This is a genomic window from Dyella sp. (assembly GCF_036746095.1).
Taxonomy (GTDB): domain Bacteria; phylum Pseudomonadota; class Gammaproteobacteria; order Xanthomonadales; family Rhodanobacteraceae; genus Dyella_B.
This window is the reverse complement of sequence record NZ_DAIOEU010000059.1, coordinates 15,259-27,660: the sequence shown is the minus strand read 5'-3', so window position 1 is coordinate 27,660 and position 12,402 is coordinate 15,259. Positions and strand designations below refer to the sequence as shown.

The window sequence follows — 12,402 nt, the reverse complement described above, 5'->3', positions numbered from 1 at the left end:
GCGAGCACAACGAGGACTGCTGGTCCAAGAACCGCCGCGTCGAGATCGTCTACACGGCCAAGTGATCCGGCAGTTCAGTAGATGATGTTCGGCAGTTCGCGCTTGCGCAAAGCGCTCGGCATCACGGCGGCGATCGCATCGGCGATCGTCGCCGTTTCCGTGAATGCGCAGACGCTGAGCCTTTCCCAGCGCGTCGAGCGTCTGGAGCAGCAGCAGGCGCAGCAGCAATCGCAGAATAGCGGCGTCGGTGTAGTCAACCAGGTGCAGGATCTGCAAGCGCAATTGCAGCAGATGCAAGGCCAGATCGAGGACCTGCAGCACCAGGTCCAGCAGTTGCAGCAGCAGAACAAGGATCAGTACCTCGATCTGGATTCGCGCATCGGCAAGCTGGAAGGCCGAAACGGCGGCGCGCCGTCACCGGCCGGCAGCGCGGCGTCATCGGCCGGCAGCGCGGCGTCACCCGGCGTTGCGACATCCACGCCCGCACCTGCTCCCGCGGCGTCTGCAGCGCAATCCGGTCCGCCGAACCCGGACGAACAATCCGCCTACAACAGCGCATTCAAGTCGTTGCAGGGCGGCAACTACGTGGAGGCGTCGCGTGGTTTCCGGGCCTTCACCCAGAAATATCCGCAGAGCGCGCTCGCACCCAACGCTTACTACTGGCTGGGCGAGTCGTATTACGTCACGCAGAACTATCAGGTCGCGCTGGACACCTTCCAGAACCTGCTGAAGACCTATCCCGGCAGCGAGAAGGCGCCGGACGCGCTGCTGAAGGTCGGTTATTGCCAGGCCGAGATGAAGAACTACGCCGCCGCGCAAGCCACGCTCAAATCCGTGATCAAGAAATACCCCGGCACGACCGTGGCGCGGCTGGCGCAGAGCCGGTTGAAATCGATCAAGCTGCAGCAAGCGTCACAGTAAATTCCGCATGGCCACGATCGTACCCGCGCCGGGACTCGCGTCGGCCGAAACTGTTGCTGCGCTCGATCGCACAGCGGCACGCCTTCGCGTCAGCGAGATCTTCCATTCGCTCCAGGGAGAAGCCGATTCGGTCGGCTGGCCCACGGTGTTCGTTCGCCTCACGGGTTGCCCGTTGCGCTGCACCTGGTGCGATACCGCTTATGCCTTCGAGGGCGGCGAGTGGCGCGATATCGCTTCGATTCTGCAAGAAGTGCACGGTTACCGCGTACGGCATGTCTGCGTCACCGGCGGCGAACCGCTGGCGCAGAAACGCTGCCTGGACTTGCTGAGGCGCCTGTGCGACGAGGGTTTCGAGGTTTCGCTGGAGACTTCCGGTGCGCTGGATATCAGCAGCGTCGATCCGCGTGTGCGGCGCGTCGTCGATATCAAGGCGCCGGCCTCGGGCGAATCAGCGCGCAATCACTGGTCGAACCTGCCGCATCTCACCTCGCGCGATCAACTGAAATTCGTACTGGCAGATCGCGCCGACTACGATTGGGCGGTCGGGATCCTGCGCGAACGCGATTTGTCTTCGCGCTGCATGGTGCTGTTCTCGCCGGTGTATGGCGTGCTCGATCCACGCACGCTGGCCGAGTGGATTTTGCATGATCGTTTGCCGGTGCGATTGCAAATCCAATTGCACAAAGTTTTATGGGGCGAGATACCGGGCCGATGAAACACGCGGTCGTGCTGCTCTCCGGCGGTATGGATTCCGCCGTCACGCTGGCGCTGGCGCGGGCGGAGGGCTTTTTGTGCCACGCATTGAGCGTTGCCTATGGCCAGCGCCACATCTCCGAATTGCAGGCCGCCGCGCGCATTGCAGCGATGCTGGGTGCGGTCGAGCACAAGATCGTGGATGTCGATCTGCGCGGCATCGGCGGCTCCGCATTGACCGCCGACATCGAAGTGCCGCAGCACGATCGCGTGCATCCGGTGGACGAGATTCCGATCACCTACGTGCCCGCGCGCAATACCATCATGTTGTCGATCGCACTGGGTTGGGCCGAAGTGCTGGGCGCGGACGATATCTGGTGCGGCGTCAACGCGGTGGACTACTCCGGTTATCCGGATTGCCGGCCGGCATTCATCGCGGCCTTCGAGCAACTGGCGAATGTCGCGACGAAGGCTGGTGTGCAGGGACACACCTTGCGCGTGCACGCGCCGTTGATGCGGATGTCGAAGGCCGACATCGTGCGCGAAGGCCTGGCGCTGGGCGTGGATTTTTCCGCAACCGTTTCATGCTATCGCGCAGACAGCGAGGGCCGCGCCTGCGGGGAGTGCGACGCCTGCGCCTTGCGCGCGCATGGCTTTGCCGAAGTGGGTATTGCCGATCCGACACGCTATCGTTGATCGGTCGCTCCCAGTTACAATGTGCGGTTTGCGGGGGCCGTTAGCTCAGCGGTAGAGCAGCGGACTTTTAATCCGTTGGTCGATGGTTCGATCCCATCACGGCCCACCATATAGCGATCCAGCCGCGTCCCACGTCATCCCCGAGACTCGATGAAACCCGCATTCCTAGCGGGTTTTTTTGTGCGTGATGTCCTCTCTCATCCCGTTGCAGCCTGCCGAAAGTTGGGATACCGTTGGGGATACCGGAGCTGATTTGCATCGGTTTTCTCAATCGGTATCCCCAAGGACAGGAATCTTGAAGAAAGTAGCGAGGTTAACGGATGCGCGCGTGCGTCAGGCTGCGCCTGGAGATAAGCCTTACAACCTGTACGACTCGGGCGGTTTGTACCTGACAGTTTCTCCAACCGGTTCGAAGTGGTGGCGTTTGAAGTACCGGCACGCTGGAAAAGAGAGACGGATCGGATTAGGTGCATATCCAGAGGTGTCGCTGTCGAACGCGCGGGATGCGCGAGACAAGGCCCGCATGGCAATACGCGCAGGCAACGATCCAGGCCTGTTGAAGAGGGCCGAAAGCGCCAGATTGAAAGTTTCTGCTGCCAACTCGTTCGAGGCTGTTGCCCGCGAATGGCTGGCCATGAAGAAGAGCGGGTGGGTTGCGAGCCAATTTGAGAAGGAACGGCGGCGGTTGGAGATCCACGCCTTTCCCTGGATCGGCAAAACACCCATCGCGGATCTCGGTACCGCAGAAATCCGTCCACTGCTCGATCGCCTGGTGAGGCGGGGGACGCTGGACATGGCGCATCGTTTGCGCCAACAAATTAGTGCCGTCTTCCGGTATGCAGGGCGCGATGACCGTGTCAGTCGGGACCCGGCGGGCAATCTGGCAGGCACCTTGCCTGAGCACAGCAAACGGAGTTATGCGACGCTCACTGATCCAGATGACGTGGCTGCATTGCTGCGTGCCATCGATGGTTTTAAGGGACAGTTTCCCACTGCTTGCGCATTGCGTTTGGCCCCGTTGTTCTTTGTACGCCCCGGGGAACTGCGCGGCGCCGAATGGGCGGAAGTGGATTTTGCTTCGTCGGAATGGCGGATTCCAGCCATGCGGCGCAAACTCAAGAAAAAGCTGAAGGAGGATCCACAAACACCTTCGCATGTGGTGCCATTGGCTAGGCAGGCGGTCAAAATTCTTCGCGAGCTGCATGCACTCACTGGCCACGGAAAATATCTGTTCCCGGGGGTGCGCGATCCCAAACGCCCGATGTCGAATGCGACCATCAACGCCGCGCTGTGCCGCCTTGGCTACGACGGGGAAACCATGACCGGACACGGGTTCCGGCACATGGCATCAACGCTTCTGAACGAGCTGGGCTGGAATCCGGACGCGATCGAGCGACAGTTGGCGCACAAGGGGCAGGGCGTGCGAGCTGTTTACAACAAGGCCGCGTACATGGAGGAGCGTCGGAAAATGATGCAGGCATGGGCAGATCACCTTGACACCTTGCGTGCGCTTCCTCTTCCTTTGAAGCGATGCGCGTAAAAAGGGCAGGTGATAGAGAGAAATCGTAAGTCCGCGTTGCAGCCGATCTCGACTCAATAAGTAAAAGAAAGAAGGTATTCAATGGTGACGACTGCCAAGAAGCGAATTACTCTGCGTGAACTGCGCGAAAATCCCGAGCGTTACCCAGGAATCTTGAAGACTGCGGAGTCTTTCAAACCGTTGGTGGCGCGCTTCCTTGCCGCGAAGAAGGAAGCCGAACGCGTTTTCGAAAATCTGCGCTATGCCGACATGGACGAAGCGGTGGCGTACTGCCGGGAGCACCCGCTCAGCCCGGAGGCTGTCGCGGCGTTGATCCATGTCGCGCATCGCGCACTAACGTTGGAAAAGGCCAAGGCCGCCGTCTCGGCCAAGCTCGCCAATGATCCCAAGCAGGCGGCCATGCGGGAAACCTTCAAACTGTGGCTGGAGTGGCGCGCCGGCAAGACGGTGTACAAGTCCGCCGCCGCTTTCGCTCGCGCAGTGATCGCCAAGCATCCCGTCATTGAAAATCCCGTGACGGTGCAACGCTGGGTCACCGCGTGGTCGCGGGAAGCCGCGGCGCAGTGATATGCATTAAACGGGTTGCGTACATATCGTGCCGGCTGCGTAGCCATCGTTCGAGTTCGCATGATGAAGTCCGCGCACAGATGTAGATAGTAGGCATCGCCTCGTTCAAGGCCGCTCACGCAATCCGGCGCGGGCGCGAAAGGACCACTGCGATGCCGATTGATACAGATGCAACTATCGCTCCTGAAATTACTTTGTTGCGCCTTCCGCAAGTAAAGGCGCATACAGGACTGAGCCGCTCCGAACTCTATCGGCGCATGGACCGGGACGAGTTTCCGAAGCCTGTAAAGATTGGGCAAAGGGCGAGTGCCTGGAGCTCAGTCGAAATCCAAACCTGGATTGCCGAGCGCATCGCCGAGCGCGATGCGAAGAAACGCGCCTGATCGCTGCCATCGACGCGCGCGGCCGATTGCCTGCCAGCGCCGCCCATCTGACACAATTGCCTCTTGCGCGCGCCGTTCGTACGTGGGCGCACGTTGGCAGAAGGAGTTCTCGTGAAGCTTTCGCTTTGGTACGTGCCCGGAACCGACGAACAGATCGCCGCCGCAACCCGAGCCGCAGAGGCCGAACTTGAGAAACGCAGGGTCACCATCGAGGATGCTTTTGCAGCGACGGTAGAACTCAACGATCTCGACGACGAAGCTGAAATCGCGGAGATCATGCCGCAGGTGCTGGCGGTCAGCGCCTGGTATGCAGCCGAAAACGCGGCATTCGAGAAGATCGCTGAGCTGACCGGCGAATGGCCCTTGCAGGGCTCTCTGATCGTCGTTGAACCGCCCAAAAAGATGAGATCATCGTCCAGATAAACAGCCGATGCCGCTGATCCACAGCGGCCTGTCTCCACACTGCATTCCCTCGGCTGGAACACACCATGAAGACGCTCGTGATTGCCAACCAAAAGGGTGGCGTCGGCAAGACCACGCTGCTCGTGCACATAGCTCACTATGCAGCGGAAGCGGGAAACCGCGTGCTGGTGATCGACCTGGATCCACAACGGAACACGACAGCCAGTCTTGTCGAGTTCGCGAGCGCAGTGCCTGCTTCAGCGCTGTTCGAACCCAAGCCGCTTGAACTACCGTCGCCAGGAGAAGCTGGCATCGTGGCAGTAGGTGCCGATCCGGGCTTGCTCGAAGTCGATCGCGCCAAACCCGAAGTCATTTCAACGTTCGTCAATCACCTCCGCAGTTTTTCGGAGGCTGCGCAGTTCGACTTGTGCCTGATCGATACGGCGCCAGCACTCGGGGTGCGCATGCTCGCCGCGGTCGCGGCGGCATCTCACGTCATCTCTCCAATCGAGTTGCAGAGCTACAGCATCGCTGGCATTACCGCCATGCTGAAGACGATCTATGGCATCCGGCAGAAGTTGAACCCGGCGTTGCAGGTCATCGGCATGCTTCCCAGCCGGGTGAATTCCCACAGCCCCGCGCAGAAAGCAAATCTGGTTTCGCTCCTGCAGAGATACCCTGAGCTAGTGGTCCATAGAGCGATCCTGCTGAGAACCAGCATTGGCGAGGCGGCGAGCGAAAAGAAGCCCGTTTGGGCGATGCGAAAAACTTCGGCTCGCGAAGCCGGCCGCGAAATGAAAGGGGTCATTGCGCACCTCATTGAAAGGATGGGAGGGCTGCCGCATGGCGCTTGACCTTTCTTCCTTGAGCGACGTAGGCGCGTTGCTTCGGGCGCAGGACGAAGGCAAGGGGCTTCGCCGGGTCAGAGTGGATGTCATTCACCCGGACCCGAATCAGCCACGCAAGACCTTCGATCAAGAATCCTTGGATGAACTTGCGGAGAGCATCCGCGCAAACGGCATCATCCAGCCACCGGTAGTACGCGGTCGCGACGACGGCTATTTGCTGATCGCCGGCGAGCGGCGTTGGCGCGCGGCTCGTCAGCTAAGGCTGGAGATGATCGACGTGATAGTGCGCGATGATCTAAGCGCCCGCGCGCAGTTGGTCGAAAACATCCAGCGCCAGGAATTGACGCACTGGGAAATCTACCGCGTGGTGTCGGCTGAACTGGCGTCAGGTACGACCCACGCAGAACTGGCCCGGTCGCTCGGCAAGAGCCGAACCTGGGTCACCGCGTACGCAGCAGTGGACAACATGCCTGAGCCGATCGTATCCGCACTGCGAGAGGGCCGCATTACCGACATCACTACATTGGCCCACTTGCATCGTTTGCATGATGCGAGGCCAGCCGCTGCGACAGCGCTTCTCAACTCCTCAATGTCGATCAGCCGTTCAATGGTCGAGCGTGCAAGGGGCGAGGCACAATTGTCTTGCTCACTGGACAGCTCAATGCGGTCGCTTACGTCTACGGGCAAGAGCGATGCTTCCGAACCCCAGCAAGCGATCAAAGCGACGCGTGGAAGTCGCGATGACAATCCACTGGCTGAGCGCTCATCTCTATCGAAGCAGATGACTCTGCATCCACCGGTCCGAATTTTCGTTTTTTATGACGGCACAAACTGGATTGTTGATTATCACTGCCAGCAGCTTATAGACGGTGTGGCTTCAGTGCGGCTTGAAAGTGAAGAGCGCGGCTCCCTTTTCGCGCCGCTTGCCGCGTTAAAACTGCAATCCATCGAGTGGATTTGAAGATGCCGCCAAGAGCAACGGAATGTCAGCATGCTGACATTTTCTCGAGGAGGAATGGGCTAGTGCAGGATAGGGATGGCGCCCACGTTTGGCCCATTCCCGTCGACTCTAATTGTGTCGAGAAGCCGTCGTGCCAAACCTGAAAGCGCATTGCAGCCGGACGGTCAAGGATCGATTTCGGCTTGTTGCACAAACAGAAGGTCTGAGCGAGTCAATGCTTCTGCGGCGGATGGCGGTCGCGGTGATTACCGGCAACCGTGGCAGTGAGCTCGCCGCGTCCGAGGCGGGAATCCGAGGTGGACAGGGTGGCAAGAGCGGAAAGCTCTCGCTGCGCTTGCGGCCAGCCGAAATCCAAGCCATCCGAGCCTTGGCGGAACCCGAGGGTTATTCCGCGCAAGCATGGATTGTGCGCCTGCTGCGGTACCGTCTCGAAGGCGCGATACCGTTCGCCCGAGAGGAACTGGAGGTCCAGCGCGCCGCAATTCGCGAATTATCGGCCGTGGGTCGCAATCTCAACACGATCACGCACCGGTTGCTACGCAGTGGAGAATTCGACGTCAGCAATTTGAAACTCGATGCCTTGGCCAAGGCGATCGAGCAGCTACGCCGTGAAATGATCGCCACCATCACCCGGGCCACCTATCGCGCGCACCGCTCGGATGGCTGAATCGAAAGATAAATTGCTGCTTGGCCCGGCGGGTCTGGTCTTTCAGACACCAGTGCGGGCGAAGAAGCAGCGACGATCGTCCAGTGCACAAAAATCCGGGTTGTCACGCGCGCAGCAGATGAACGCAGCGCTGGGTCGGATCGGACGAGTCGCCGGTCGTCGGCCAGAGGTAATGGTGAAAATCACGGGGAGCGCGCGGGGGCGGCGCAGTTTGAGAGAACACTTGGCCTATATCACCCGCAACGGCAAGCTCGTCACTGAGCGCGAAGACGGCACCTTGATTGCAGGCGCCGCGAACGTACGCAGTTTGGCTGAAGAATGGTGGAGTGAAGCAAGCGTCGACCGTCCGGGCAGGGCGCGAGACACCATCAATCTGATTCTGTCGATGCCGTCAGGAACAGACCCCAGAGCCGTCGCAGAAGCGGCAAGGGCCTTCGCCCGGAAAAACTTCGGCGGCGAACACGACTATTTGCTCGCGCACCACAGCCAGGGCACCGACCCGAAACAACCTGAGAACCCTCACGCCCATTTAAGCGTGCTGACTAGAGGCCGCAACGGACAACGGTTAGATCCGCGCAAAAACGATTTGCAAGCGTGGCGCGATGCTTTTGCTCTTGAACTGCGTGCCCGCGGGATAGCCGCGGAAGCCACCCCGCGTCGCATGCGTGGCGTGGTCCAAAAAGGGCAGCGCCAGGAAATTCGACATATGGACGCGAGGCGCGCGTCGCGAGTAACTCAGTGGAAGTTGCAGCAAGCGGTCAAGACTTTGACATCGGGTAAAGACGAAGCGTCGTCGTTTGCGAAGACCGCGAAGGAGCGGCAACGAAAAACTCTCCGCGCTTGGAATATGCTCACCGCCGCGTTCGAGGAGGCCGGGCAGGTTGCCTTGGCTCAGGAGATAAAGCAGTTTGTGAGCGCGATGCCCTCGGCGCTGACCGAACGCGAACATTTCATTGCGAAGGCCAAGAAGTTGATGGAGGAGCGCAATCGCGATCGGGTAATTAAGTAATCGCAGCGGGCCACGGTCATCTTCGGGACTGAAGTTGAGGATTGGCCGACACCAGTCTATGCTGGTGGCATGAGGCATTCGCTCGACCCGCGTTCAGGTCTCTTTCGGAGCCTGCTGGCACTGGCGCTTTTGGCGTGGAGTGCGCTGGCGTTTAACGCGTTCGCGCATCCGATCGCAATGATCGGTGTGCCCGCTGCGCACGCACCAACAACCGCGAGTAAATCGCATTGCGATGGCATGGGCATGATGCACATGTCGTCGCGCACATCGCACCATCCAGTGCCGGCGCATCCGGCTGGCAGCGAACACGGTTGCTGTCAGAACGGCGGTTGTTACTGTGCTTCCTTGTGCAGCGCCATTGCCGCTGTACCATACCTTGGCGTACCGGTGCAGCCGGCACATGACCCCGCACTTTCATTGATCCACTCCGAACCGGCGCTGGCGCAATCCGCGCCACCCTTGCGACCACCCATCGCCTGACTCCCGATCGCGGCGCCTCGCGCCGCTCGTCCACGCGCGTGTATGCGACTCGCCTCGCGGTCAGCGCGCGTCTTGATCTTATCCAGCGCGTAATGCGCTATTCGGGAGTTTCACATGAAGGGTCGTTATCCGCTCGGCACGGACTCGTCGCCGATGTTTTCGCGCCGCCGTTTCGTGCAGGGCCTAGCGCTCGGTGGCGCTGCCGCCGCATTGGGCGTTTGGTCACGATCATCGTCGGCGCAGACGCGCCCGCCGGGCGTTCTCTCCGGCACCGAGTTCGATCTGGACATCGCACCGACGCCGGCCAACTTCACCGGACATCCGACCACTGCGCACACCATTAATGGTCAATTGCCCGCGCCGATCCTGCGCTGGCGCGAGGGTACCACCGTCACGCTGCGCGTGACGAACCGATTGCCGGTGCAAAGCTCGATCCACTGGCACGGCATCATCGTGCCCGCGAATATGGACGGCGTGCCGGGCATCAGTTTTCCCGGCATCGCGCCGGGTGAGACCTTCGTCTACCGCTTTCCGGTGAAGCAGAGCGGCACCTACTGGTATCACTCGCATTCGCACTTTCAGGAACAGAACGGCCCGTACGGGCCACTGGTGATCGAGCCGGCGAACGGCGAACGCAATCCGTCTGATCGCGATTACGTAGTGATGCTCAACGACTGGACCGATCTCGATCCGGCACGCATCTTCGCGATCCTGAAAAAACAAAGCGACTACTTCAACTTCAACCAGCTCACGTTGCCTGATTTTCTGCGCGACACCTCGATGCTGGGCTTGCGCGGCGCCTTGCAGGCGCGGCAGATGTGGAACCGCATGCGCATGAGCCCGCGTGACGTGATCGACGTAAGCGGCTTCACCTACACCTATCTGATGAACGGTGTGCCGCCGGCTGGCAACTGGACGGGCCTGTTTAAGCCGGGCGAACGCGTGCGGCTGCGTTTCATCAACGGCTCGGCGAACAGCTACTTCGACGTGCGTATCCCCGGCTTGAAGATGAGCGTGATCTCGGCCGACGGTCAGGACGTGTACCCGGTGCAGGTGGACGAGTTCCGCATCGCGGTCGCGGAAACTTACGACGTGATCGTGCAGCCGCAGGAAGACCGCGCCTACACCATCTTCGCGCAATCCATCGACCGCAGCGGATATGCGCGCGGCACGCTCAGCCCTCGGCCAAGCACGGAAGCCGAGGTGCCGACGATGGACGCGGTGCCTACGCTGACGATGGTCGACATGATGGGAGCGATGGCCCAAAGCCACGGCATGTCCGGAATGTCCAACATGCCGGGCATGGATCAAGGCGCGATGTCTGGCATGGGCATGCCATCGATGCCGGGAATGCAGCACGAACAAATGTCCGGGATGGACATGGGCGGCATGGTCAAGGCCCACCACGCCCGTACCGAGTACGGCAACCCCGGCGTGGACATGCACGTGGATATGCCGCGTACCGATCTCGACGATCCGGGTGTCGGCCTGCGCGGCAACGGCCGCCGGGTGCTGGCCTATGCCGATTTGCACGTCGTTGAAGGCCCAACCGATCTACGCAAACCCGATCGCGAGATCGAATTGCATCTCACGGGAAACATGGAACGCTTCGTCTGGTCGTTCGACGGCGTGAAGTTCTCCGACGCTCAACCCATCCATTTCAAATTCAACGAGCGGCTGCGGATCGTGCTGGTCAACGACACCATGATGAATCATCCGATCCACCTGCACGGCATCTTCAGTGAACTGGAAAACGAGCACGGTGAGGTGATCGCGCGCAAGCACACCATCAACGTGCAACCCGCTCAGCGCGTGACCTATGCGCTAACCGCCGACAACCCGGGTCGCTGGGCCTACCACTGCCATCTGCTCTACCACATGGAAGCGGGCATGTTCCGCGAAGTGGTGACGGCATGAACGAGAATATTTCTTTTTCCGCGAAGCGCTCCCGCGTTACGGCAGTTGCGTTTGGTCTGATGCTGGCAGCCCCGGCGATGGCGCAGGATGACATGCAAGGCATGCAGATGTCGCAACCGGCAAAGTCTTCATCGGCGCCGGCATCTGCCTCGTCCTCGCAAACCATGCATGGGATGGATATGGCCTCTATGCCTAGCATGCAGATGCCTGCGCACCCGGCCAAACCGAAGAAACAACAGCACAACCACACCGCCGCGCCGGCTCCGGCAAGCTCCGCACATGCAATGCACGACATGGATATGTCTTCCATGCCGGGCATGCAAATGCCTCGGCAGACCGCCCCCTCCCAAGCGGCGCCGGTACCTGCCCCATCTTCAGCGCAGCCGGGAACGGAAATGCAGGGCATGGACATGTCTTCCATGCAGCGCATGCCGGGCACGCAGCAGATGCCGATGCAACCTTCGCAACCAAAGGAAATGCAGCGCTTGGACAACGGCAACATGATCGGCACTCGGCCCATGCCCGATGGACTCGCTGAGAGTTCGCATGGCATGGACATGAATTCCATGCAGGGCATGGACATGTCGTCCATGCAGGGCGGCAAGGCGCCACCGGACGCGCGCAGTCCGGACTATTCGGACGGTTACCGCTACACCGACATGTCCGGCATGGAGATGTCCGATCACGCCAAGGAAGGCATGTTGCTGCTCGACCAGTTCGAATATGCGCATGACAACCACGGCAACAACGCCGTGTTCCTCGATGGCGAATTCTGGTACGGCGAGGACTTCGACAAGCTGTGGCTGAAGGCTGAGGGCGAATACACGCATGGCCGACTCGAAGACCTGCGCACGGAAGCGCTGTGGAATCACGCCATCAGCACCTACTGGGGCACGCAACTGGGCTTGCGCGAGGACTTCGGCGAGGGACCGAACCGCACTTGGGCTGCTTTCGGCGTGCAGGGCTTGGCGCCCTACTGGTTCGACACCGAAGGCACGTTCTACCTCAGCCAAGACGGTCGCACCGCGGCCCGCGTGCAATTCGAGTATGAGGAATTGCTGACACAGCGCCTCGTGCTGCAACCGAAGTTCGAGGTGAATCTGTACGGCAAGGACGATCCGCAACGCGGCATCGGCTCGGGTCTTTCGGATGTCGAGCTCGGGTTGCGCCTGCGCTACGAGTTCAAGCGCGAATTCGCTCCCTACGTCGGCGTGGTTTGGCGGCAGCGCTATGGGCGCACGGCCGACTTCGCGCGCGCACAAGGTCAACATGCCGGCGAATTGCAATTCATCGCCGGTCTCCATGTCTGGTTTTAAGA

Annotated in this window: 13 protein-coding genes and 1 tRNA gene; all 14 read left to right on the top strand. The window is 60.5% G+C overall.

The features are described from left to right. Positions 1-81 precede the first annotated feature (81 nt). Complete coding sequence (ybgF, locus tag V7M64_RS18465; RefSeq protein WP_333681176.1) at positions 82-921, top strand: tol-pal system protein YbgF; 840 nt, start codon at positions 82-84, stop codon at positions 919-921. A gap of 7 nt (positions 922-928) precedes the next feature. Next, complete coding sequence (queE, locus tag V7M64_RS18460; protein WP_333681175.1) at positions 929-1,636, top strand: 7-carboxy-7-deazaguanine synthase QueE; 708 nt, start codon at positions 929-931, stop codon at positions 1,634-1,636. Continuing rightward, positions 1,633-2,310, top strand: coding sequence for a 7-cyano-7-deazaguanine synthase QueC (gene queC / locus V7M64_RS18455; protein ID WP_333681174.1), 678 nt, complete (start codon positions 1,633-1,635; stop codon positions 2,308-2,310). The genes queE and queC overlap by 4 nt, the downstream gene beginning before the upstream one ends. Positions 2,311-2,344: 34 nt before the next feature. Further along, positions 2,345-2,419 (top strand) — tRNA-Lys (locus V7M64_RS18450). Positions 2,420-2,605: 186 nt separating this feature from the next. Beyond that, positions 2,606-3,850, top strand: a complete 1,245-nt coding sequence (locus V7M64_RS18445; protein WP_333681172.1) for an integrase arm-type DNA-binding domain-containing protein — start codon at positions 2,606-2,608, stop codon at positions 3,848-3,850. An 81-nt stretch (positions 3,851-3,931) separates the two neighbouring features. After that, on the top strand, positions 3,932-4,417 hold the full coding sequence (locus tag V7M64_RS18440; RefSeq protein WP_333681170.1) for a hypothetical protein: 486 nt from the start codon (positions 3,932-3,934) through the stop codon (positions 4,415-4,417). 152 nt (positions 4,418-4,569) lie between these two features. After that, the gene (locus V7M64_RS18435) at positions 4,570-4,800 is read left to right on the top strand and encodes an AlpA family transcriptional regulator (protein WP_333681168.1); all 231 of its coding nucleotides are present in this window, start codon (positions 4,570-4,572) and stop codon (positions 4,798-4,800) included. 111 nt (positions 4,801-4,911) lie between these two features. Continuing rightward, positions 4,912-5,223, top strand: a complete 312-nt coding sequence (locus V7M64_RS18430) for a hypothetical protein (protein ID WP_333681167.1) — start codon at positions 4,912-4,914, stop codon at positions 5,221-5,223. Between the two features lie 65 nt (positions 5,224-5,288). After that, positions 5,289-6,056 (top strand): ParA family protein, encoded by a 768-nt coding sequence (locus V7M64_RS18425; protein ID WP_333681165.1) that lies wholly within the window; start codon positions 5,289-5,291, stop codon positions 6,054-6,056. Next, on the top strand, positions 6,046-7,011 hold the full coding sequence (locus V7M64_RS18420; protein WP_333681163.1) for a ParB/RepB/Spo0J family partition protein: 966 nt from the start codon (positions 6,046-6,048) through the stop codon (positions 7,009-7,011). Before V7M64_RS18425 ends, V7M64_RS18420 begins: the two co-directional genes overlap by 11 nt. Positions 7,012-7,141: 130 nt before the next feature. Then, positions 7,142-7,678, top strand: a complete 537-nt coding sequence (locus V7M64_RS18415) for a hypothetical protein (RefSeq protein ID WP_333681161.1) — start codon at positions 7,142-7,144, stop codon at positions 7,676-7,678. Further along, the gene (locus tag V7M64_RS18410; protein ID WP_333681159.1) at positions 7,671-8,687 is read left to right on the top strand and encodes a relaxase/mobilization nuclease domain-containing protein; all 1,017 of its coding nucleotides are present in this window, start codon (positions 7,671-7,673) and stop codon (positions 8,685-8,687) included. The genes V7M64_RS18415 and V7M64_RS18410 overlap by 8 nt, the downstream gene beginning before the upstream one ends. Positions 8,688-9,281: 594 nt before the next feature. Then, positions 9,282-11,084 (top strand): copper resistance system multicopper oxidase, encoded by a 1,803-nt coding sequence (locus tag V7M64_RS18405; RefSeq protein ID WP_333681157.1) that lies wholly within the window; start codon positions 9,282-9,284, stop codon positions 11,082-11,084. Between the two features lie 404 nt (positions 11,085-11,488). Continuing rightward, the gene (locus V7M64_RS18400; RefSeq protein ID WP_333681155.1) at positions 11,489-12,400 is read left to right on the top strand and encodes a copper resistance protein B; all 912 of its coding nucleotides are present in this window, start codon (positions 11,489-11,491) and stop codon (positions 12,398-12,400) included. Positions 12,401-12,402 lie beyond the last annotated feature (2 nt).

What these genes read in the sequence shown, in the direction of transcription:
- V7M64_RS18435 (WP_333681168.1), top strand. Translation starts at nt 4,570, where the DNA reads ATGCCGATTGATACAGATGCAACTATCGCTCCTGAAATTACTTTGTTG.
- queC (WP_333681174.1), top strand. Translation starts at nt 1,633, where the DNA reads ATGAAACACGCGGTCGTGCTGCTCTCCGGCGGTATGGATTCCGCCGTC.
- V7M64_RS18420 (WP_333681163.1), top strand. Translation starts at nt 6,046, where the DNA reads ATGGCGCTTGACCTTTCTTCCTTGAGCGACGTAGGCGCGTTGCTTCGG.
- V7M64_RS18425 (WP_333681165.1), top strand. Translation starts at nt 5,289, where the DNA reads ATGAAGACGCTCGTGATTGCCAACCAAAAGGGTGGCGTCGGCAAGACC.
- V7M64_RS18405 (WP_333681157.1), top strand. Translation starts at nt 9,282, where the DNA reads ATGAAGGGTCGTTATCCGCTCGGCACGGACTCGTCGCCGATGTTTTCG.
- V7M64_RS18410 (WP_333681159.1), top strand. Translation starts at nt 7,671, where the DNA reads ATGGCTGAATCGAAAGATAAATTGCTGCTTGGCCCGGCGGGTCTGGTC.
- ybgF (WP_333681176.1), top strand. Translation starts at nt 82, where the DNA reads ATGATGTTCGGCAGTTCGCGCTTGCGCAAAGCGCTCGGCATCACGGCG.
- queE (WP_333681175.1), top strand. Translation starts at nt 929, where the DNA reads ATGGCCACGATCGTACCCGCGCCGGGACTCGCGTCGGCCGAAACTGTT.
- V7M64_RS18440 (WP_333681170.1), top strand. Translation starts at nt 3,932, where the DNA reads ATGGTGACGACTGCCAAGAAGCGAATTACTCTGCGTGAACTGCGCGAA.
- V7M64_RS18400 (WP_333681155.1), top strand. Translation starts at nt 11,489, where the DNA reads ATGGACATGTCTTCCATGCAGCGCATGCCGGGCACGCAGCAGATGCCG.